Source organism: Streptomyces sp. NPDC002309 (assembly GCF_053593375.1).
In genome coordinates this window covers 242,850-263,331 of record NZ_JBSFCI010000004.1, presented here as the reverse complement: position 1 = coordinate 263,331, position 20,482 = coordinate 242,850, and the positions used below count along the sequence as shown (strand labels likewise).

Below are 20,482 nucleotides of genomic sequence, written 5' to 3'. Positions count from 1 at the left end.
AGGAGATGGGCTGTGTGTTGAGGGGCGTCAAGGATGGCCGCGCGACGGCAGCCGGGCTGCCGCCGGCGCGGGGACGGGGCCGGTCCATGCCGGGGGTGATGCGGTTGGGTGTGGCGTGCTGCGGGCGCGGGCGGCCTGCACTCGGGCGGGAGGCGGTCCGCTCGCCGATGGAGCGGAGACGGTCGGTTTCGGAGCCGGGCTGTCGTTCGCGGTCGCCCAGCGGGCACGTACCTTGTCGAATGGGCCGAGCGCGTGCAGGGCGTGGTTGATGAGCCGGCCGGGACCCAGGACCTCGTCCTCAGCCAGGGCGCGAATGGCGCGCGCCGAGGCGGCTGCGGTGCGAGTGAGGGAGGAGCGCATTACACGGTGTGCGAACCAATCGGCGCTGCCGGGGACCATGCCGTCGCAGACGGCGGTCAGTTGCTCGCCCGACAGCGTGCCGTCGGCCAGGAGGCCGCGCCGCTGGGCCTCCCAGAGCAGGGTGATCCGGTCGATGGGCTCGCCCCGGTGGCGCAGCGCGCACAGGCACCGGTAGTGCTGCCCGTGGGCCCGGTCGGCGAAATCCCCCGGCCGCAGCCAGGCCACCACCTCGTCCAGGGCCTCCGGCTGCTCGGTGAGGACTGCCAGGAGGAACCGCTCGTCGTCGGCAACCTGGTCGAAGTGGACCGGCGGCGGGACGGCTGCGGCTTCAGTGGGCGCAACGGTGGGCGCGACCGGACGTGCATCGGTCCCCCAGCGCCGCGCGAGGTCGGTGAGCACTCCGGTCAGGACGTCCGCCGTGCGCAGCGCTGCCTCGACCTCGCCTTGGACGGCGACGGCGCGAGCCGCTTGGTGGAGGCGGATCGCGTGCTGGGCGATGGTGCGGTTGATTGCTCCCTCCAGCACCATGCGGCCGTACACCGGGGCGTGCTCGGTGCGCGGACACGCCTGGATCAGGGTGTGGGTGTACGCCGCGGTCAGACCCCGCACGTGCAGGCCGGCCTCGTCGACCGCGTCGGTCACCCACGACAGTGGCAGCGGACCGTTGGCCGAGAGCGCGGGATGGCCGTGGCTGCGGAGCTTGCGGATTGCGCCGAACAGCGCCCGGTGGACGGGCCGGTAGAAGTGATCCGGCGCGAGCCAGTCCAGGTGCGAGAGTTGGTCGGGATCGAGGAGCACGGCTCCGAGGACCGCCTGTTCGGCACTCAGCAGCGGGTTCATCGACGGTCTCCGGGGTCGGATGTGGAGGGCTCGCTCTGCCGGATGCGGAGGCCGGTGACTGCCCGGTCGGCAGCGGCCATCGCCTGGGCGAACTCGTCCAGAACGGCAGTGAAGGCGGGATCGGACGCGGGGACCGACCCGGCCCCGCTGACCAGCCACCACTGCCCGTCGCGCACAAGGACCGGGGTGTGGGGCAGCCGCCGAGGACGCGGAGTGGGCGCGCTCATGCCGACCGCCCGAGGTCGTCATGTCCGATGTGTTTCGCGAGGGCCCGTTCGGTGATCGCCTTCGTGGCGCGGGCGGAGGCCGGGCCGACCACCCTGGCGGAGGGCTCCTTGTACCAGGGCTTGAGGTTGAGCATGGCGACCCGGATGCCGGTGGCCAGCAGCAGCACCTTGCCCTTGGGCAGGGCGCGGATCGCGTCGGGCGGCAGGATCCGCTCGGTGCGCATGCTTACCGAGGTGGACTTGCCGCTCTCACTCGTGGACACCGAGGTGGTCTGGACGTCATGGTCGCCTACCTGCCTGCTGAGGCGGTCGGCGAAGTCGGCGTCGTCGATGCCGCTTCCGATGATCTTGATGGTGGCGGCGGAGTACAGGGCGTCCATGCCGGCCTCGCCCCAGCACCGCTGGCCCTGCCGGTAGGACTGCAGGATCGTCATCGGGATGACACCCCGGCTGCCCAGGTGCGAGTACAAGTCGGGCAGATCGCTGATGCGGCAGACGTTCGCGGCCTCGTCGAGGACGCACAGGGCAGGCGGGTCGAGTCGGCCACCGGAGCGTTCGGCGACGATCACGGCCGCGCGCATCACGGCGTCGGCCGCTGCCGCGATGATCGCGCTCGCGCTGCCGCCGCTGTCCTTGCTGAGGAGGTAAAGGGTGTCGCGGGAGGTGGCGAAGGCGAAGGGCTGGAACTCGGGGAGGTGCTCGTTCGGGGTGACCCAGGCGGCGACGTCGGGGTCGAGCAAGCAGCTCGCATACTGCCGCGCTGTTTCGTAGATGCCGTCACGCGTCTCGGTCGCGCCGGAGACGGTGCCTCGGAGTTGGGCGGCGACCGCGTCGTGGCCGGCGTCGGTGAGTAGGTCCACCGGGGTGCGGTCGGCCGGCATGGCGAGCCAGGCCAGGACGTCGGTGATCGGCCGACGGTGGCTCGCAGCGGCCAGGAACAGGGCGCCGAGCGTGTTGCTCGCGGCGGTGGACCAGAAGTCCGAGCCGCTCGACTCGTCCACGCTCACGGTGACGAAGTGCCCGGCGAGCCGCTTGGCCCCGGCCAGGTCGCGGGCGTCGGCCAGGATGTCCCACCACATCTCGCGGGGATGGTGGGCGATCTGCTGAGGGTCGAGGGTCCAGACTGTGCCGACCTCGGCGCGGGCGTCCACCGTGGCGGTGAAGGCGTCGCTCGCGGCCTTGTTGCTGGTGAGCAGGACCGGGCCGGGCGCCGAGAGGATCGCGGGGATTGCCAGCCCGGACGTCTTGCCGGAACGAGGGGCCATGATCGCGACGATCACGTCCTCCCAGGACGCGCGGACCTCGGCACGACCGGGATCGAGGGTGCCCAGCAGGATGCCGCGGTCAGCGGGAGCGACCTCTTTTGCCCTCCCGGTTGCCCAGGGACGGGCGCAGGCTCTTCGCCTTCGCGGTGATCTCCTTGTCCAGCAGCGGCGCCAAGTCGCCTTCGCGGGCGAGACCGGCCTGGGAGCTGGAGCGCCGGCGCATCCACAGCACCACTGCGGTGGTAACCAGGGCCACGGTGAGAAGGCCGGGCACGACGCGAGCGCCGACCAGCAGTGTGGTCGCGCTCAGTGCCGGCCACAATACCTCGGGGTGGAGCAGGACGTCGGTGGCCCGGAACGGGGCCCACGGCCCGTTGCTGATGAGGGTGTTGGCGAGGTTGCCGGTCAGCCAGGCGAGGGAGCCGAAGGCCATGGCGGCGCCGAGGATGCCGAACAGGAGGTAGAGGAGCGCGTCCGACCTGATGGTGGTCGAGGGCGTGCTGGTGCGCGCGGAGGGCACGGCGGTTCCTTGGGTGTGTGAGCGGGCAGAGGGCGGGGCGCGCTCGGTTCTCGCGCGGCTCATGGGCCTACTCCTGGGGGCTCGAACGGAAAGGTTTCAGCGAGGTCGGCCGGCGGGGCGCGACGCGGGCTCAGGCGGCGCGGCGGCCGGCGGGCTGCCGGTCAACGGAGGCGTTCCGGCGTGCGGCGAGGACGCACGGGCTGCCCGCCGCCGGTCCGCTTCGGGACTGCGAATGGACGACGGTGTGGGGATCGCTTCGGTGCCGAGGACATCGTCGAGCTGCTCCTGGGTCCGCTGGACGTTGACCATCCCGTGAAACCTGGGGTCGGTGCGCTCGGCAGGACAGGCGGTAACACCGTCCGCAGCGACATCCAGCTGTTCACGGACGTCCTGGAGCATTCCGTAGGCGGCGGCCAGTCGCGTCCAGGTCTAGAACGTCGGGTTGTGATGCGGGTCGTCGAAGTCGAGACGGACGCGGGTCTAGTCGGCGGCAGCGGCGACGAGTTCGGTCAGCTCGGGCAGCGCGCCGTTGACATCCTCGATGATCCCGGCCGCCTCGTCAGGTGTGGCGTCCTCGGTAAGGCGGGCGATCATCCCGCGGACGGAGTGCGGGTCGGCGGAAGCGCTGGGCAGGTTCCGGACCTGCAGCGGCTTGGCGGAACTGGGTGTCACGCTGCGGTGGACAAGCCGGATGTTGTGCTGCATGGCGGCGCCAACAGCCTCGCCGACGCTGGAGTAGTCCGCCCATGCTTTCCCCTCGATCTCGGCGGTTGTCCTGGACGGGTCGTGCCGGGTGGGAGTACGCGGCAGGCCAGCGGCTGGCGCTGACAAATGTGACCTCGCTTCACCGTCGGGGGCCCGAGGTGCGCGTCGAGTGTCCGGCCGCGCTGGACGGTTCCGTTTCGGAGCCGGGCGCCGAGGAGACCTTGGCCTTGGCCGCTGCGGGCGATGAACTCAGGGCGGCGTTCCGGTGGTCGAGCAGGCTGGAGGACCGCGTCCGTGCAGGGGTGTGGGCCTCTGACATGGTGCCAACGCGGCGCAGCTCGGCTTCGGAGTCGATGAGTTCGGACTGAGCCGAGCTGACGAATTCTGAGGCGAAGCCGAACCGGTCGGCGAGCGCGTACGCGTCCTCGTCCAGTTCGTTGACCTGTTCGCCTGCCGCCTCCAGCGCCTCCCGGACACGCTCCAAAACACCGTGCTCGGGGTGAAGGAGATGGTCGACCGCCCGCAGAAGGTCGGCCCCGTTCTCGGCCGCCCTGATCCGGTCCGTGATCCGGAGGAGTTCCGCTCCAGCGGCATAAGGCCCGAAGACAGGCACCTGGGGGCTCATCCGCGCCGCGTCCAGGGAGGGCGGGAGGTCGACGTTATAGCGGGCGGCGCGGAGCATCTCGGCCGCATGGGTGGCGATAGCGACCTTGTCATCGAGTGGGGTGTTGGTGGGAAGGCGATGGCGCCGGCCGTGCCAGTCGTCGATCTGCTGGAAACCGGCGTGCTTGAGGAGCCGGGCGGAGAGGTCATCGGTGGCGCCCTTGGCGACGACGCTGCCGCTGAACTCGGACGTGATGGTTATCGAACGGGCAGGCAAGAGGATCTCCTGGACTCAGCGGAAACGAGGGACCCGGATGATCGGGCCAGCAGGAAGAGAATCCGGCGAATCCGGGATTTGGCCCGGCCGGAGAACGCTGGTAGAGGCCGCAGGCCGCTCAGGCCCCCAGCGCCGTCAGCGGAAGGTGACTGGGTGCCCCGCCGCAGTGAGGTATTCCGGCCAGGATCTGATGCCGGCAGGGCACATTCCAGGCGACGGCCCGCTCGGTCCCCTCCAGGGGAGGCATCCGGTACTGCTCGAGCCAGGCTTCGGATTCGGCCTGCTCCTTGGCGCGCTTGGCTCGGAGCGGTGTCGACGGTCAGCCGCCAATTTCTCACCCGGAACGTCACGTAATGGACCAGGGGGACGGTGACGTCGCGACCACCGTGTCCATGGGGACGGTGGTCGTGATCATCTTTATCGGAGCAGGCTGGCGGCCACCCGTAGGCAGGTAGCGCCGCGGTGAGCCACTCGCGGGATCGGGGCAGCTCGTATGCAGCAACTCTGCCGTTTGAGGACGGAATGGGGCGGGCTAGCTCGATATAGCTATGCGTGTGGAGTGCATGCATAGGGGTGGATCCGTCTGCCGAGCATGTCCCTTGAGTTGTTGTCGACAGCATGGAAGGGCTCTTCGTGGCCGACAGCAAGACCGTGAAGATCAGGCAGGCCGCCCGCACGTTCGGACTGGTGACGCCCCTGGGTAGGGAGGCTGCCGTGCAGGCGCCCCCGGCCGACGAGGTGTGGGAGCTGCCGAGCGGCAGCGCGCGTGTGTACTACGGGGAGGGCCAGAAGGGTGTGGTCCGGCCCGTCGTGCTGGCCGACGGGTTCAATCTCGGGCCGAGCGACTTCGACTGGCTCTGGGACCAGCTGGAGAACGGTCGGTTCCCGTTCATCAGCGAGCTTCGTCGTCGCGGACGCACCCTGGTCCTCGTCGGGTTCGACGAGCGCAGTGAGTCGATCCTCAAGAACGCCGAGACGGTGATGGCCGCGATCCTGCGGACTAGCGCCGAGCAGCTCGACGACACCCGGCTGCTGGCCGGCGGGTTCAGCATGGGCGGCATCGTCACCCGCTACGCGCTGGCGAAGATGGAACAGCGGCGCATGGACCACCGGGTCGGCGTCTACCTTTCGGTCGACAGCCCGCACCGGGGGGCGTGGGTGCCGATCGGCCTGCAGGCGTTCGCGCACTACACCGCCGGTGTCGACGACACCTACCTGCGGCAGATCAGCAGCCCGGCCTCGCAGCAGATGCTCTGGCGCTACCTGGACGACATGAAGGGCACGCCGCAGGAGAGCCCGCTGCGGACCCAGTTCAAGGAAGAGCTCCAGAAGGTCGGCTCATGGCCGCAGATCCCGCATCTGCTCGGCGTGTCCAGCGGATGCGGCGACGGCACGGGCAACGGGGTGCGGGCCGGGGCGAAGACCCTGAGCTGCGCCGGGCCGCTCTTCGACGGCACGTACTTCCTCGCCCAGTCCCAGGGCGAGGAGGCGGAGGTGGCCGTGCTCAACGGGGTCCTCGGCGGGCCGCACTCGATCACGACCGGTGGCTTCCCCGAGCTGGACGGGGCGCCGGGCGGGACGCTCGAATCGTTCGGCATCATCGGCGACGCTCTCGCTGGCGTCGGCGAGAGCGTCGACCTGGTCCACCGTTCCGGGTGCTTCGTGCCGTCCGTCAGCGCGGTCGCCGTACGGGACCTGGACCGGCAGGAGGACCTGTACATCAACATCGACGAGTTGCCGCCGGAGGAGTCCGAGCTCAACGACTTCCTCCTATCCCAGGACAACGACTCGCACGCACTCATGACGGAGGACATCGGCCGCTGGGTCCTCGACCGGCTGCCCGACTGACTCCAGTCGGCTCCGGCAGAAACGAGCAGGGGCTGTGCTCGCTCCGTCCGACCACGGCGGCGGAGCGAGCACGAGCCCCTGTGATCGTCACCGCACCTCATGTCCTCTGACACTGCTATGGGCGAGTCGGACTGAGGGTCTTGTGCTGGTGCTCTGGTTCGGAGATGCGGGAGCAGTAGCGGCAGATACAGTCGAGGATCTGATCGGCGGTCTAAGAACTCCTAACGCAATGCCCCCGTGCGAGCTGGGTGGTGGTGCGCGTGCATCATGACGGCAGTCGATGTGAGCGTAGGGAGCGGGGATGGCCGAGGGCGGCGCTGTGGATCTCATTTGCCTGGCTGACGGAGAGAGCAGTCTCTTGGTTCGGGTGCTGGGCCGACACATGCCTGGGGTGTTGCCATGGCACGACTTCCTCGACGCTGAGATCGTCGTCACGAGCGGGTTCGCCCAGGGACGCTTGGATGTCTGCCTAGCCCGGGACGATCTGGACAGCTGGTCACAGGTCTTGGGCGCGCTCGCCGCCGGAGGGGACGCCGCGTGGATGGATGACGGACGCAACCCCGAGATCCGATTCGAACCGTCCGGCCAGAACGGAGTCGCCGTGGTCGCGGTGGAAGACTTTGCCAGTACAGGGACGTCGGTCCGGGTTCCGGTGCGTCTGACCGATGGATGGGCCGATGACCACTACCAACGGCTGCGGCGAGTCAGGGCGGCCTGGCCTCAGGAAGTTGCGGAGACCTCCCCTGGTGCCTATGAGTGGCGGCGCTGAACTGGCGTCAACCGGCGCCAGCAGATGAGCGCGCAGGCCAGGGTGAGAAAGGCTTCATGGATGTCGTCGCGGATCTCCCAGCGGATCCGCAGGCGGCGGAACCAGTGCAGGTGGGCAAAGGCCCGCTCCACCACCCAGCGTTGAGTCCCGAGTCCGGAGCCGTGCGCGGTGCCGCGCCGGGCGATGACCGGCTTCACGCCGAGGTCCCAGACGAGGCGGCGGTACTTGTCGTGGTCGTAGCCGCGGTCGGCGAGCACCGTGTCCGGGCGGCGCCTTGGCCGGCCTCGCTTGCCGCGCACGGGCGGAACGGCTTGCAGCAGTGGGATGAGCTCAGTGACGTCGTTGCGGTTGCCGCCGGTCAGCGTGGCTGCGAGCGGGATGCCGGTGGCGTCGGTGATCAGGTGGTGCTTGCTGCCAGTTCTGCCCCGATCGACAGGGCTTCGTCCCGTCTTGGGCCCCCCTTTACTGACGTCGGCGCTTCAGGGTGATGGTGGTGGGAGGTCGAGAGAGAGGCCGGTTTCCGCGAGGAATCTGTCGAGGACCTCGCGGGCTTCGGTGCGGTCGTATCCCTGTGCCAGCATCTCTCGGCGGCAATCGCGCCTCCCCGACCGGTGGGCCTTGACGGGCGCCCTGCCGCCGGCCTGACGGCCGCGGGTCTCAGGCGTCGATGCGTACCCAGGTACGGCCGGCTCGGAGCCATAGGGTTCCGTCGCGGCCTTGGCCGCACTTCATGACCACCCGCCCGGGCACCCGCACTCGCTCCTGGCAGATGGCGACGCACACGTCGCCGACCAGCTCCGCGCGGGTCACGGTGGTGCTGCGCTTGTAGTGGTCGCGGCTGGTCAGGACCACCCGCGTGCCGCGCACTGCGAATCCGTCCGGGGCCTTTACCGGGCTGCGATAACTCGCGACTTCGCCGGTGGATGGTGTGATCCGGGTGAGGAAGGTTCCTTTGGGGCTATACCAGACCAGCCATACCGACTCGCCTTCCGTGGCGGCCGTACAACCCTCCAGTGGCCAGTCGGGAAGTCTCCCCTTCGGTGCCCACGTCGCGACACCCCGGGTGTTCCAGCCCGCCAGGCCGGCCCCGGACTCCGGGTGGTCGCCGTAGATGCCCTCGTCACCGTAGGCGGTCCAGATGCCCCCGCTGCGGTCGGTGACCAGGGTCGGGATGTCGTCACCGATGCAGAAGGCACCCTCCGGCCGGCCCTCGGGGGAGTACACGACGGCGTTCTTCCACCAGGCCCCCTCCGCGTCCCGGTGGGTACGGCCCGATGCAAGCAGGAACCGAGAGCCTGGCAGCAGAGCCAGGTGGCTGGGCCGCATGTCAATTCCTTCGACCGGGATACGCCGCTGCTCCTGCCCGGAGGCGATGACCAACTCTGCGTCGAACGGCGTTTCGGCACGCCATCCGATCCACCCGCGGGGATACTTGTCGCGGCTCAGGTACCGCCGCTCGACCAACATCACGGCAAGTTCGCCGGCCGGTCCCACCGTCCACCACAGCGCACGCCACCCCGCCTGGACATCCTCGGGGGACAGCCTCCATGCGACGGGCAGCTCGTCGATCGTCATGGGGATTCACCTTCGGGACTCCGGGGGCCTACGCCATCCGAAGATCGCCACGTTACAGGTCGGGGAAATCCCTACTCCCGCCGGGGAAGCGAAGACCGGCCCTTCGCGCCGCAACGGAGAAAGCCCAGATGACAGCAGACAACCGACAGACAGTGCTCGACCTCGTCCAGTGGAACGGTCGGATCGGCGATCTCATCGCAGCGGCCCGCAGGATTCCAGAAGGGGTGACTCCTGAGGTGGCTCTGGATCGCGCCGCCGCCGAGGCCGTCCTGAGCAAGCTGCTTGCTGGGGAAGCAACCCTTACTGATGTCCCCGCGTGGGCCGAGGAGCTGCACACACGCGAGGACGTCGACGTCGAACCAGGACACGAGGACCTGCTCACTCAGTTTCTGTTCGAGCTCTCGACACCCGAACTCTTCGAACCGATCACCCGAGAACTTTGCAACCGGTGGATCGACGAACTACGACAAAACGCATAGACATCACTACCTGACTTCGGTGTTACAAGGTGAGACGGCTTCCTCGAGGGTCAGGCCGGTGCCGGCTATGAAGCCGTCGAGGGTGTCGGGCCGGTACTGGAGGCGTTTGAGCCGGTTGCGGACGAGGGTTTCGAGCCGGTCGAGTGCGACGACGGCGAGGTTGGCCAGGCTGCGCTTGACGTGCGCCCACACCCATTCGACGGGGTTGAGGTCGGGCGAGTAGGCGGGCAGCAGGAACACCGTCAGCCACTCACGCTCGTCGATGAGCCGGCGCATGGCACGGGAGACGTGGGTGTTCAGGCGGTCCCAGACCAGCACGATCGGAGCCTTCAGGAGATGGTGGGCGCCGTCGACGAGTGCGACGAAGTCCCGCTCGCCCATGCTGCGGCGTGTGCCCCTGCCCGCCGGATGGGTGCGCAGCCGGTGGCACAGCCGGGTCCGGGAGCCGGGCCGCATTGCGATCAGTCCCGCCACGGACAGGCGTCCCGAGCGGCGTCCGCTGACGGTCACGACGGGGGTGTGCCCGCGTCTGCCCCAGGTCCGTACCCGGGGCGGCTTGCGGGTGAAGCCTGCTTCGTCCTCGAAGCAGATGTATCCCCCGCAGTCCGCCCGGGCTCTTTTACCTCGGCCCAGGTCGCCTCCTTCCACGCGGTGACGGCCTGCTCGTCGCGCTCGGCGACCCGCCGCGCGGGGACCTGCGGGCTGAAGCCGATCCGGTGCATCAGCCTCGTCGCACCCGAGACGCTGTAGGAGACGTGGAACTTCCTGCCGATCAGCGTGGCCACCCGCGCCGCGGTCCACACCTGGTCCTCCACCCAGCCGTGCGCAGCCGGGCCCTCATCGAGACAGGAGGCCAGCTTCTCCAGACAGCGCGGCGACAGCCGGCAGCGCGATCCACCCGGACCGCGTGACGAGAGAGCCTCCGCACCACCGTCCCGCCACAACTGATGCCAGTGGTAGGCAGACTTCAGGCTCACCCGCAAGCGCCGTGCGACCTCCGACATCCGGGTGTTCAGCTCGAACAGCTCGGCCGCCTGCAGCCGTACCGACTCCCGGCGCCGACGCCCCTCGGCGGTCAGACCGCCCCCATCGCCATATCTCATCCACCACGGGATACAGGCACCGTTCCGATCACATCAGGCACTTCGCCAAGATTCACCCCGACGAGCCGAAGTCAGTAGCGCCCGGATGTGGGAGCCATCGACTGCGGCCAGGGAGAAGTCCAGGGCATTCGCACCACGCAACTTGGCCAGAAGGACCTCGTGCAGCCGGGGCCAGACGCCGGCCTCGGCCCACTCGGCCAGGCGGCGCCAGCACGTCATGCCCGAGCCGAAGCCGAGTTCCTGTGGCAGATGTTCCCAGGCGATCCCGGTGTGCAAGACGAACAGGATGCCCTGAAACACCAGCCGGTCCGGATGCCGCTTGCGTCCGGGGTGACGAGTCCGCCGTTCGACCTTGGGCAGCAGCGGCTCGACTACCGCCCACAACTCGTCATCGACTTCCCACGGCTTCGGCCGAGCCACCCCGCACCCCCGGATCATCAGTCCTGGGGTGATCCAACCACCTTGAAGATCATTTCGGTAGGAGTTCTAAGGTAGTTGAATCAGCGGTCGCGGGAGAACGCGATGCGGGGGTCGACCGGCCGGACCGCCGCCGCGGGGGTGACGGGGGCGGCGACCGGTGCCTTGCCCGGGAGGCCGGCGCGGGCCGGGCTGGCGGCGAGCGCGGCGGCGCTGATCGGAGATGCACGAGGGGTGTCCTGGCCGCGTTCACGGGATGCGGCCGGTACGGGTGCAGGGCGGCGTGCTGCCACGTGCTGAGCGAGGCGCGGTTGCACTGCGACCTGAACGCCGGACCGGTGCAGGGCGAGTGTGGCATCGGCGACCTTCCCCAGGGCTTCGTCCCGGCTGGCGGTGGCTGGCAGCGTGTAGATGTCAAGGCTCGAGTCGTGTCGCCAGCCGTGCTCCGCCAGCGCGAGTCCGGTGAGGCGGGAGGCGCGGTCGTCGATGGCCGCGACGATGCCGAGCTGCGGATGCTCGGCGATGGCAACGTCGGGCTCACCGAGCGGGCCCGGGGCGCGGGCGGGTGCTGTGTCGGGTGTCAGCGAGGGGCCGAGGGCGATGTCCACGTCGACCCGGTATCCGGCCTTGCGCAGCAGCTCGACTGCTCGGGTCGTTCGGTTCTGCCCGTCACTGTTCTGGTCGGCCAGTGCGTACAAGGTCGGCTGGTTCGGGACGGGATGGAAGTCGAACCCCTTCAGCATCCAGGTGCTGGCCGCGAGGTTCTTCGGGTTCGCGGCGACGATGCCGTGGACGGGGTGGTGGCCGAAGGCCAGATCGGGCAGCACGTCGTAGTGGCTGGGCATGGCAGATCCATCCGGGGGTGGGCGCGGTCGCAGATGTGGGTGAGAGACGAATTGCTTCTGCCGGTGGTACATGAAGGACTCCAGGACGGTGGACGGTCAGCGAGCGGGGGTGGATGAGGGTCGTGCGGGCGGCAGCGTGGCGGGGGCGGACGACTGCGTCGGCGATCCGGACGGGAGCGCGTGCTGTCCCGCCGACGGCGAGGGGGCCAGAGCGGCACTCACCCGGGACAGCGCAGGGGCAGGCGGGAGCGCGCTGGCGGCGCGCTCCTCGACGGATCGCTCCTGCTCATGGCGTGGCGGTACGCCAAGTTGGTCCAGGCGGGCGTCGACGGCGGTGAGTGAGCGTTTTCAGCGTTGCCTCTCCAGGGTGAGGACCGCTTTCGCGATGACGGTCATGCGGTTGGGGCTGATGCGGGATCTGCGGAAGATCTGCCAGGATTTCAGCCGGGCCATGCCGCGTTCGACGGGAGCTCGGGCCTGGGCGAGGGCCCGGTTGACGGTGCGCTGGGTGGCGGTGAGTTCCCCGCCGGGCGGACGTCTGAGGCCGGTGGTGACGTGGGGACCGGCACCGGTGTAGGCGCGGTCGGCGAGGACGGGGACGCCCTGGCGTTCGCAGATCCGGATGATGCGGTGGGTGCGGGCCGCGGTCAGGTCGTGGTTGCGGCCCGGCAGCGTGGGCGAGATCCACAGAATCTCGCCGGCGGGATCGGTGACGACCTGGACTTTCACGCCGTGGCGGCGGTGTTTGGCCGAGTAGTCGGCGCGGCTGTCGCCGACGCGGTCGCACTCGGCGAGGGTTCCGTCCAGCAGGACGAAGTCGGGATCGAATTCGCGCAGCGTCTTCAGCAGGCCCGGGGCGCGGTCGGCGAGCAGGCCGGTGACGGTGGTGACGTAGGCGTGGGCGGTGCCGACGGATATCCCGAAGGCCGCGGCGATCCCCGTAAGGGTGTCGTGGCGGCGCAGGTACACGAGTGCGACGAGCGCGCGCCGGTGCGGCGGGAGTTTGCACCGCCGTTCACCCTCACGGGTGACGATGAGCATCGTGACCCACTCGACCAAGGCGTGCGGGAGGTCGAGTACGGCAGGATACGGAACCAACAGGGCTCCTGTGCTGCTGAGTTGAGACGTCGAACACCTCTCTCAACGGCACGGGAGCCCTGTCCGTTGCGCACCACGAACCACGTCACCACCGTCACTCGATCAGTGGCCACGCTGAAAACGCTCAGTAGATCCGGCACGCTGCCGCCGTGCCGCGCGTTGGGGCCACCGGGCTCGGAGTCGTAGACCACTTCGTACACCGTGGGCTCGGCGGACCGGTGACGGGTCACCATCCAGCTCTCGGGGAACTCAGGGTGCTCGGAGGGTGGCTCCTGCGGTGGCGAGATGATCAGCGAACTGCCGTCGGGAAGCTCCGCGCGGACGATGTAGTCGCTGAGGCCGTACTCGACGGTGCACTCCAGGCCGCGCCGCCGCAGTGCACCAGCAAGGGCGGCGTGACGGTGGTCCTGATCGGACGCCGCGGGCGGGGGCGACGCGCTGATCCAGGCGAGGACCTGCGGGTTTTCGTGGTGCATGGGGTTCTCCGTTGCCGAACGGCCCAGGGCCGACGGCGTGGGCCGCCGGGTGTGTGGAGCTTGAAGAGGTGCGGGTGATGCATGAGGATCCGGCGATCGGTCGGTTTGGTGCTGCCGTGAATCCGTACTGCGGGGTCAGCGGGAACGACCGGGAGGCGGGAGATGCGATGCCGGGGGGACCGGGGGCGAAGCGGGCGGGACGCCGCGGGAGCTGGGAGTGGACCGGGTCAGGGCGACGCGCGCCCGTTCGGTCTGTTCCGGCCGTTCGGCGTCCGCCCGGTCGGCCAGGTACTCACCGACGCGCACGAGCGCCGGGCCCTGGTGGGACAGTTCGTGCGCGTAGTGCCAGCCTTCGCTGTTACGGTGCTCCTCCGCGCGCTTCTGGTAGAGCTGGAGCGAGCCCGGTTGCGAGGCTTCCATGAGCGCCATGATCTGGTCCCACTCATGCCGGAGCGCAGCCGCTCGGATCAGGGTGGCGTCGATCCCGCGCAGTCGGCGGAGGTCGTCGCTGATCGGTCCCTCGACGTAGTCGGGGCCGTCGGCGGCGGCACGGACCCCGGCCAGTACCTCAGGTCCGTGGTCGAGGAACACCTCGGCGTGCTCCCACGCTTGGGTGTCGCGCTTGACCTTGCCGTCCGCGTAGACGTCCTCATCGAAGGGCCAGCCGTCCGCGTCGCAGAGGGAGTCCGAGACCGCGTCCCAGGCGTCGGTCGCCTCATTGATGCCGGTGGCGGCCGAGGCCAGCGCCGGGAGGTGCCGTCGCCACGCCAGGGGATCGGTGGCCGCCGGCGACTGGTTCTCACCGGAGGCGGGCGAAGGGGAGGAGGCAGACATGATCGATTCTTGCTCCGTCGCTGGTCGTTGGGTTATGTCGTCATGCGGGCGTCGGTGTCGAACAGTTCGCGCTCGGCTGGGTGCAGGATGTGCTGCGTGATGAAGGAGCGTCCGGCGACCTTCCACAGGCCCCGGCCCTTGGTCAGGGCGGACACGGCTTGGGTCTCGACGCCGGTCAGGCCGAGCAGGGAAGCGGCGGCGTCGAGCTGGTCGGGCTCTTGGCGGTAGATGATGCGGGTGGAACAGTCGGCCAGCAGGCCTTCGGCCAGCACTCGGCCGCGTGAGCCGACATCACCGGCCGAGAGCAGGTCTGACAATCGGTGGATGACCATCAAGTTCGCGATGCCCAGGCCCCGGGAGAGCTTCCACTGCGACTGCATCCGCTCCAGCAGGCCGACGTGCCGCATCAGCCGCCAGGCTTCGTCGTAGATCACCCAGCGCCTGCCGCCATCGGGGTCGGCGAGGGCGGACTCCATCCACGCGCTTGCGCAGGTCATCGCGAGGACCAAGGCTGTGTCGTCGCCGGAGCCGCCGAGACGGGAGAGATCGATGGACAGCATCGGCGTGGTCGGGTCGAAGGTCACCGTCGAGGGGGCGTCGAACATGCCGCTGAGGTCGCCGTGCACCAGGCGGCGCAGGGCGTGTGCGAGGTCCTGGGCGGCCGATCCGAGATGCCCGGCCTGGTGGCCGAGCGCCCGGTCGAGGCGTTCCGGTGAGCCGAGCGCGTGCGCGATCTCGCCGAGCAGCGGCACCGTGCCACGGGCGGCGGCATCAGCGACGACCACGTCCAGGGCGAGATCCAGGACGGTGTGTTCCATCGGCAGCAGATCACGCTTCAGCACCGTGCGTGCCAGGCTGGCCAAGAGCAGCAGACGTCGCTTGCGGACCTCCGTGAACCAGTCCTCCTCGCTGACTGAGGCGGGCCGGGCAGGGGCGTCGAGTGGGTTCAGCCTGCCCGGGAGCCCCGGCCCCAGTGCGATGCTGTAGCCACCGAGGGCCTGCGCGGCGGACGTCCACTCGCCCTTCGGATCGCACGGGATGTAGATGCGGTAGCCGTGGGCGATCGACCGCGTGGCGATGGACTTCGCCAATGCCGACTTGCCCATGCCGATGATCCCTGCGAGGACCGCGTTCGGGTTCGTGAAGCCCTCGACCCGGCCGCTGTTGTACAGCGAGAACGGGTCGAAACAGAAGGCCGCCTCGGCGTGGACATCGCGGCCGATGAACACCCCCTCCGCCCCCAGGCCGCCCTCGGCCACGAAGGGGTAGGCCCCCGAGGCCGTGGCGGTGGTCATCCGTTGAGCGGGCAGGCCGAGCCTGCCACCGCGGGCGGAGGCCGAACCGGGACGACCCGACGGCGGGTAGGTGGCCCGCAGTTCCGGGTCGAGGGTCTGCTCGGCGCGGTGCTTGGGCGGTGTTCCGGCGAGGCGGGCCTGGCGGCGGGCCTCGGCGAAACCGGCTCGGGCGGCCCTCTGCTCGGCGCGCGATGTCTTGCGGGGCACGAACAGAGGGGAGGCGCTGGCACGGGTGCGGGACATGAACTTTTCTCCAGACGGGGTGGCGAATCAGCGCCGGACGAGGCCGGTGAACGACGTGTGCAGGTCGGCCGGGGTGGTACGGCGCCGCACCAGGCGCGCGGTGCGCTGGTGGCGCTGGCAGATGGTGAGCTCCGGCGCCCCCTCGGGCAGGCCGGCCACATGCTCCACGGGGTCGGGCACCTTGCCGGAGTCCGGCTGGGGCGCCGCGTGGTAGGCGGTGTGGACGTGGTCGGCGGCCTGCCAGATGCGGGTGCGGGCGGTGCGGAGCTGGTCGCCCTCGGCCGGCACGAGCTGTCCGGTGCGGACGGCGTGGGCGTCGAGCAGCCCGTACAGCGAGACGAGGTGGGCGTGCAGGGCGTTCAGCTCGGCGCGGGTGGTGACGAGCGGGCCGCCGGGGAGGTTGAGCGCGCGGTGGAAGTCGAGCGCGGCGGTGGCGAAGGGCACGAAGTCCTGCGCGGTCGGGCTGGCGGTGCGGGACATGACGGTGCTCTTTCGAAGGGAAGGGGTCAGGCGGCCAGCGCGAGCGGCAGGGCGGCGGCGGTGAACGCCTCGGCCTGCTGCCAGGTCAGCGGCCGCAGGTCGAGCTGGGCGCCGACGGCCGCGGTCTCCACCACCGCGCAAGCGGTGCGCAGTTCGTCCTCGGTGTCGGCCGAGACCGTCAGCAGCCCGGTCAGGGCGACGTCGGCGTGCCCCGCGATGAGCTGGCGTTCACGGGTCTTGATGTCCTGGTACTCGATCGAGTCGGCCTCGGAGTCGACCTGTCCGCGCCGGGCGCGCTCCGCGGCGTCAGCGATCACCGTGGACTTCTTGCGCTGGACGTCGCGCAGGGCGGCGTTCAGGTTCTTCGGCTCGTAGGAGAGCGACAGCGTGCGTCGGACCCCGCCGGTGAACAGGAGCTGATGCAGGAAGCCGGCCGACGTCTCGGTGCGGGGCCAGTTCTCCACCCAGTAGGTGGCGTGGACGGCCGAGTCGGTCGCGATGTGGTCCGCCTTCTCCACGACCACGACGGGTCCGGCGGCGGCGGGCTCGGCCTCGGGACGGCCGGCGGCGGACCACCGGTCCAGCGTCGACAGCGCCTTGGGATCGTAGGCGGTGCGCACCACGGCGGCGATCTCGCGGGCGGTGAGCCAGCCGGTCGGGGTGAGACCGGCCGTCCGTGCGGCCTGCTCGAAGGTGGAGGTGAGCTGCGCCAGGACGCTGAACGCACCGGTGAGCCCGCCGCCGGCCCGGTTGATCAGGCGTCGCGCAGCCTTGGTGTCCAGTGCCACCGCGACGTACGCCTCGTGTGGGGCGGCTGCCGGGCCCGCGCCCTGGATCAACTCGTTGTAGATCGTGCCGGCCATGGAGGTGTCGGGCCGGCCGTGCTCTTCCCAGTAGCGGCGCAGCGCGTCGCCGGAGTCGGGGACAGTGCGCTCGATCACCTGGATGCGGGCGATCTGACCGGTGCGGGCGAGGGCGGCCAGCGCCCTTCCCCAGCCGCCCACGTTGGCCTGCTGGGTGCCCGGGTCGAGCAGCGCGTAGGCGCGGGAGGAGACCTTGACCACCGCGGTCAGCGTGCCGGTGTGGGGGTTGTGGACCGCGCCGTACGTGCCATCGGGAGCGGTGGCCACACGCAGGCTTGCGGCGGTGCCGGGCAGGTGGAGCAGCCCTTCGCGGGTGGGCCGGAGGGAGGGCCGGGTGAGCCAGACGAGCTGGCCGCGCATCCGGCGCAGCGCGTACCGGGTGACGATCGGAGCCCAGTCCGCCAGGGCACGGCCCCGGTGACGGACGAAGACGAGAAGAGCGATGACCGCCCACAGCGGAAGGAGCTGGAGAGCGCCGACCACACCGAGGGTGAGGATCACGGCGAGCAGAAGAAGGCCGGTGAGTCCAGCGACGATCAACTGCGGGACGGTCAGGCCGAGCAGAACCCCGCGCCTGCTGCGGTGGGGGAACTTCACGGTGGGCGTGGGGGACTGGTGCTTGCCGGACATGGTGTTTCCAGACGGTGGGAGGGGGCGGAGGACGGGGCGCGCGGCGCTCTTCTGGACGGCATGGTGAAACCCTTCTGCTGATCGGGCGGGGGGCTGATGGGGTTCGAGACATCTCCCCGCCCCGTGCTCGGGAGGGGGACAGACCTGCTCACCCCAGTTCCCCACTCTCTGGACGCTGCCCTGCGGTCGGGCGCCACAGCGGAGGGGCCGCCCGATAGCCAGTCAGGCCCAGGGGTGGGGGCGGGCTGAAGATTGCAGCCCGCCCCCCGGGGTGTGGTGGGTCAGGGACCTGACGGCGGCTGGGTGGGAAACACCCAGTTCGTAGACGTCGGGGAACCCGTAGCCGACGGTGCGCTGGAGGGTGCCGACGTGGTCGAGGGCGCGGGGTCGGCGGACGACACGGTGCCCGCGTAGGTCGCGCCGCCTTCAGGAGTTGACGCGCCGGCGGGATGGCCGGAGCCGCTGACACCCTGGACGGTCAGCTCGGATCCTTCCGCTTCGCCGCCACCGGGACGCGTGATGAGCGGGGGGATTCCCGGGCGCTGGATCAGGGCGTGACCCTTGTCGCCGGTGGCGTTCGGGTCCTCGCCGTAGCGGAGGCGGGTCTGCTGCTTGGGCGGGCCGGCGTCGATGCCCTCCTTGCTGAGGGTGCCGCCGGAGGGGCTGATGCCGGAGGCGACACCGTCGGCACCCGCACCGGGGACCTTGTTCGGGCCCTGCGGGGCAGGGGTTCCGGTGCTTGCCTGCATCGCCAGAGTGCCCGCGGTCTTCGCTGCTCCTGCGACCACCGCCATGCCAGCTACCCCGGTGCGGTGCAGGTCGTCGTGGCCGCTGCCGTCGCTGGCCCAGTGGACGAACTTGTACGTGGCGTAGGGGCAGAGGAGAACCAGGACCATCACAACGATGCCCGCCATAGCGTCGGACAGGGCCGCCATGCCGTCGCTGGTGTCGGTCTTGCCCATGGCGGAGACGCCGATGAGGAAGACGACGGTCATCAGGAGCTTGGAGACGATCAAGGTGGCGGTGGCCTCGATCCAGCCGCGCCGCCACCGCTTGGCGACCTCCCAGCCGCCGCCGGCCCCGGCGAACACGGCGAGCGTGACCATGATGAGCACGCCGACCTTGCGGGCGACCATGACACCCCAGTAGAGGAAGGCGCCGATCGCGCACCCCACGGCGACCAGGGCTGTGACACCCCAGCCGAGTCCGTACATGGTCCCCAGTTGATCGACCTTGACCACGCGGCGGATCGCGTCGTCGACGGAGGTGTTGGCCGCCTGGAACAGGCCATCGGACAGGGCGTCGACCACGGTGATGGCGACGGTGGTGAAGGCGATCGCGGAGAAGCTGAACAGGACGCCGGTCATCGTGCCGAACGCCGCCTGAACAAGGGCGCGTTCGTCACGTCGCCATGCTGCGGTCATGAGCTGGATGCAGAAGATGCCGACGGTCAGGGCGAGCCCGATGGGCAGCAGCAGCTCGTAGTTGTCGCGGAACCAACCGGCGTTGAGATCGATGGCCGTCGTCGTGTTGACGGACTCGGCGGCGAGATCGGCCGCACTGGCCGCCAGCTCGCCCGCCGACTTCGCGATCCATGCGCCGATGCCGTCGGTGACGGTGCCGGCGGGGTTGGCGGCGAAGTCAACGGCGCCGCACACTTTGTCCATCAGTGGGAAGTCGCAGACTCCCATGGTGCTACCTCCTTTCTGAGGCGGGGGTCAGGGCGCTACGGACGGCAGGACGCCGACCAGGGCGCAGGGACGGTCGGGCCGGCACTGGACCGCGAGGGTGGCGGCACGGCTCTCCGCGCCGCCGGCGCGCGACCCCTTCCAGGCGATCGACTGCTTGCCGGAGACCGTGACGGCGTACACGTACGCCTCAGTGATCGCCCCCGGCTTCTCCTGAAGGGCCTGGATGAAGGCGTTCGGGAAGTGACCCTCGTGAACCTTGGCCGTGGCGAACTGGCCGTTGGCGGCCATTTCCTTCCACAGCACAGGCGAAGGGACGACCTTGTCGACCGAGGCCGGATCGGCGTACTTCGCCTCCGTGGTCAACCACCCGCGAAGAGCCTTCCGCAGCTCGGCCTGCGAGTACGCGCGGGTGTCGTAGGACCACAGCGCTGCCGCTGCTGCCTTCCCGTACGCGATCGGGTCGCGAGTCTTCGGCGGGGCCGGGAGGTCACGAAGACCGGTGTGCGGCGCGGGCCGTCCGGACGGTGCCGCGGGTGGGGAGGAAGCCGTACGCGAACTCGTCGGCGGAGCAGGGGTTTCGGAGGGGCTCCTGCCGTCGCGGGTGAGGTACGCGGACAGGCCGGCGAGGGCGACGAGCACCACCAGGGCGACGGTGCCGAGCAGCGCCCGACGGCGTACGCGAGACGCGCCGGCGGGGTGGGTGGAGTGCTGAGCCATCAGTGGATCTGCGTCCCGAGCGTGCTGAAGAAGGCGACCACGCCGTTCGCCGCGCCCAGCAGAAGGGCCGCGCCGGCGCTCACCAGTACGCCCTTCTTGCCGTTCGCCTCCGCCTGGTGGCCGCCGGAGTGGTGGCCCCAGGCCCACACGCCCGCGCTGACGCAGAGGGCGCCGACCACGGCGATGAGGCCGAAGAGGTTGATCGAACCCATCACTTGCCTGAGGACGTCAAGGCCCGGCAGGCCGCCCTCGTTCGGCTTGATCCCGGGATCGTAGGCGAGCCGTAGAACTTGGTCAGCGAGATACATGGGGAACTCCAGTT

General features: G+C 70.0%; 18 protein-coding genes and 3 pseudogenes. 3 read left to right on the top strand and 18 right to left on the bottom strand.

Annotated features, from left to right (window positions below; translation table 11 throughout):
* Positions 1–27: 27 nt before the first annotated feature.
* From ACWCPM_RS05825 to ACWCPM_RS05805, 5 genes and pseudogenes are all read right to left on the bottom strand, one after another.
* Complete coding sequence (locus tag ACWCPM_RS05825; RefSeq protein WP_450974871.1) at positions 28–1,200, bottom strand: DnaB-like helicase N-terminal domain-containing protein; 1,173 nt, start codon at positions 1,198–1,200, stop codon at positions 28–30.
* Positions 1,197–1,427, bottom strand: coding sequence for a hypothetical protein (locus ACWCPM_RS05820; RefSeq protein ID WP_450974870.1), 231 nt, complete (start codon positions 1,425–1,427; stop codon positions 1,197–1,199). The genes ACWCPM_RS05825 and ACWCPM_RS05820 overlap by 4 nt, the downstream gene beginning before the upstream one ends.
* Positions 1,424–3,212, bottom strand: a pseudogene (locus ACWCPM_RS05815) (type IV secretory system conjugative DNA transfer family protein). Before ACWCPM_RS05815 ends, ACWCPM_RS05820 begins: the two are co-directional and overlap by 4 nt.
* Positions 3,213–3,692: 480 nt before the next feature.
* Entirely contained in the window at positions 3,693–3,884 is a 192-nt protein-coding gene (locus ACWCPM_RS05810; RefSeq protein ID WP_450974869.1) for a hypothetical protein, read from the bottom strand.
* Between the two features lie 172 nt (positions 3,885–4,056).
* Complete coding sequence (locus ACWCPM_RS05805; protein ID WP_450974868.1) at positions 4,057–4,797, bottom strand: hypothetical protein; 741 nt, start codon at positions 4,795–4,797, stop codon at positions 4,057–4,059.
* Between the two features lie 618 nt (positions 4,798–5,415).
* Here ACWCPM_RS05805 and ACWCPM_RS05800 point away from each other — a divergent pair.
* The gene (locus ACWCPM_RS05800) at positions 5,416–6,645 is read left to right on the top strand and encodes an esterase/lipase family protein (protein ID WP_450974867.1); all 1,230 of its coding nucleotides are present in this window, start codon (positions 5,416–5,418) and stop codon (positions 6,643–6,645) included.
* A gap of 301 nt (positions 6,646–6,946) precedes the next feature.
* Positions 6,947–7,414, top strand: coding sequence for a DUF5959 family protein (locus ACWCPM_RS05795; protein ID WP_450974866.1), 468 nt, complete (start codon positions 6,947–6,949; stop codon positions 7,412–7,414).
* Here the strand turns inward: ACWCPM_RS05795 and ACWCPM_RS05790 are convergent.
* Together ACWCPM_RS05790 and ACWCPM_RS05785 are read right to left on the bottom strand one after the other, a co-directional pair.
* Positions 7,396–7,878, bottom strand: a pseudogene (locus ACWCPM_RS05790) (IS5 family transposase); the annotation flags it as partial. The gene ACWCPM_RS05795 and the pseudogene ACWCPM_RS05790 sit on opposite strands and share 19 nt — an antisense overlap.
* Positions 7,879–8,071: 193 nt before the next feature.
* Entirely contained in the window at positions 8,072–8,989 is a 918-nt protein-coding gene (locus ACWCPM_RS05785) for a hypothetical protein (RefSeq protein ID WP_450974865.1), read from the bottom strand.
* A gap of 128 nt (positions 8,990–9,117) precedes the next feature.
* Between ACWCPM_RS05785 and ACWCPM_RS05780 the strand changes: the two genes are divergently transcribed.
* The gene (locus tag ACWCPM_RS05780; protein ID WP_450974864.1) at positions 9,118–9,468 is read left to right on the top strand and encodes a hypothetical protein; all 351 of its coding nucleotides are present in this window, start codon (positions 9,118–9,120) and stop codon (positions 9,466–9,468) included.
* A 6-nt stretch (positions 9,469–9,474) separates the two neighbouring features.
* Here the strand turns inward: ACWCPM_RS05780 and ACWCPM_RS05775 are convergent.
* From ACWCPM_RS05775 to ACWCPM_RS05725, 11 genes and pseudogenes are all read right to left on the bottom strand, one after another.
* Positions 9,475–10,571 (bottom strand): IS630 family transposase gene (locus ACWCPM_RS05775; protein WP_450974863.1). Its coding sequence is split into 2 segments (ribosomal slippage): positions 9,475–10,073 and positions 10,073–10,571, totalling 1,098 coding nucleotides; the frame shifts between segments, so codons are not numbered across the junction.
* Between the two features lie 54 nt (positions 10,572–10,625).
* Positions 10,626–11,009 (bottom strand): annotated as a pseudogene (locus tag ACWCPM_RS05770) (transposase); the annotation flags it as partial.
* A gap of 62 nt (positions 11,010–11,071) precedes the next feature.
* Entirely contained in the window at positions 11,072–11,833 is a 762-nt protein-coding gene (locus ACWCPM_RS05765; protein WP_450974862.1) for a hypothetical protein, read from the bottom strand.
* A gap of 348 nt (positions 11,834–12,181) precedes the next feature.
* Positions 12,182–12,931 (bottom strand): transposase, encoded by a 750-nt coding sequence (locus ACWCPM_RS05760; RefSeq protein WP_450974861.1) that lies wholly within the window; start codon positions 12,929–12,931, stop codon positions 12,182–12,184.
* Between the two features lie 611 nt (positions 12,932–13,542).
* Complete coding sequence (locus ACWCPM_RS05755; RefSeq protein ID WP_450974860.1) at positions 13,543–14,241, bottom strand: hypothetical protein; 699 nt, start codon at positions 14,239–14,241, stop codon at positions 13,543–13,545.
* Positions 14,242–14,273: 32 nt separating this feature from the next.
* Positions 14,274–15,779: an ATP-binding protein gene (locus tag ACWCPM_RS05750; RefSeq protein WP_450974859.1), complete on the bottom strand. Its 1,506-nt coding sequence runs from the start codon at positions 15,777–15,779 to the stop codon at positions 14,274–14,276.
* 27 nt (positions 15,780–15,806) lie between these two features.
* The gene (locus ACWCPM_RS05745; protein ID WP_450974858.1) at positions 15,807–16,259 is read right to left on the bottom strand and encodes a DUF6238 family protein; all 453 of its coding nucleotides are present in this window, start codon (positions 16,257–16,259) and stop codon (positions 15,807–15,809) included.
* Between the two features lie 26 nt (positions 16,260–16,285).
* Positions 16,286–17,752: an SCO6880 family protein gene (locus tag ACWCPM_RS05740; RefSeq protein WP_450974857.1), complete on the bottom strand. Its 1,467-nt coding sequence runs from the start codon at positions 17,750–17,752 to the stop codon at positions 16,286–16,288.
* A 281-nt stretch (positions 17,753–18,033) separates the two neighbouring features.
* Complete coding sequence (locus tag ACWCPM_RS05735; RefSeq protein ID WP_450974856.1) at positions 18,034–19,443, bottom strand: SCO6881 family protein; 1,410 nt, start codon at positions 19,441–19,443, stop codon at positions 18,034–18,036.
* Positions 19,444–19,470: 27 nt separating this feature from the next.
* Complete coding sequence (locus ACWCPM_RS05730) at positions 19,471–20,160, bottom strand: hypothetical protein (protein ID WP_450974855.1); 690 nt, start codon at positions 20,158–20,160, stop codon at positions 19,471–19,473.
* On the bottom strand, positions 20,160–20,468 hold the full coding sequence (locus ACWCPM_RS05725) for a DUF6112 family protein (protein ID WP_450974854.1): 309 nt from the start codon (positions 20,466–20,468) through the stop codon (positions 20,160–20,162). Before ACWCPM_RS05725 ends, ACWCPM_RS05730 begins: the two co-directional genes overlap by 1 nt.
* Between the last annotated feature and the right edge of the window lie 14 nt (positions 20,469–20,482).

Bases quoted from the DNA above. Each gene is read 5' to 3' on its own strand.
- ACWCPM_RS05825 (WP_450974871.1), bottom strand. From the start codon at position 1,200: ATGAACCCGCTGCTGAGTGCCGAACAGGCGGTCCTCGGAGCCGTGCTC.
- ACWCPM_RS05820 (WP_450974870.1), bottom strand. From the start codon at position 1,427: ATGAGCGCGCCCACTCCGCGTCCTCGGCGGCTGCCCCACACCCCGGTC.
- ACWCPM_RS05800 (WP_450974867.1), top strand. From the start codon at position 5,416: ATGGAAGGGCTCTTCGTGGCCGACAGCAAGACCGTGAAGATCAGGCAG.
- ACWCPM_RS05795 (WP_450974866.1), top strand. From the start codon at position 6,947: ATGGCCGAGGGCGGCGCTGTGGATCTCATTTGCCTGGCTGACGGAGAG.
- ACWCPM_RS05785 (WP_450974865.1), bottom strand. From the start codon at position 8,989: ATGACGATCGACGAGCTGCCCGTCGCATGGAGGCTGTCCCCCGAGGAT.
- ACWCPM_RS05780 (WP_450974864.1), top strand. From the start codon at position 9,118: ATGACAGCAGACAACCGACAGACAGTGCTCGACCTCGTCCAGTGGAAC.
- ACWCPM_RS05765 (WP_450974862.1), bottom strand. From the start codon at position 11,833: ATGCCCAGCCACTACGACGTGCTGCCCGATCTGGCCTTCGGCCACCAC.
- ACWCPM_RS05755 (WP_450974860.1), bottom strand. From the start codon at position 14,241: ATGTCTGCCTCCTCCCCTTCGCCCGCCTCCGGTGAGAACCAGTCGCCG.
- ACWCPM_RS05750 (WP_450974859.1), bottom strand. From the start codon at position 15,779: ATGTCCCGCACCCGTGCCAGCGCCTCCCCTCTGTTCGTGCCCCGCAAG.
- ACWCPM_RS05745 (WP_450974858.1), bottom strand. From the start codon at position 16,259: ATGTCCCGCACCGCCAGCCCGACCGCGCAGGACTTCGTGCCCTTCGCC.
- ACWCPM_RS05740 (WP_450974857.1), bottom strand. From the start codon at position 17,752: ATGTCCGGCAAGCACCAGTCCCCCACGCCCACCGTGAAGTTCCCCCAC.
- ACWCPM_RS05735 (WP_450974856.1), bottom strand. From the start codon at position 19,443: ATGGGAGTCTGCGACTTCCCACTGATGGACAAAGTGTGCGGCGCCGTT.
- ACWCPM_RS05730 (WP_450974855.1), bottom strand. From the start codon at position 20,160: ATGGCTCAGCACTCCACCCACCCCGCCGGCGCGTCTCGCGTACGCCGT.
- ACWCPM_RS05725 (WP_450974854.1), bottom strand. From the start codon at position 20,468: ATGTATCTCGCTGACCAAGTTCTACGGCTCGCCTACGATCCCGGGATC.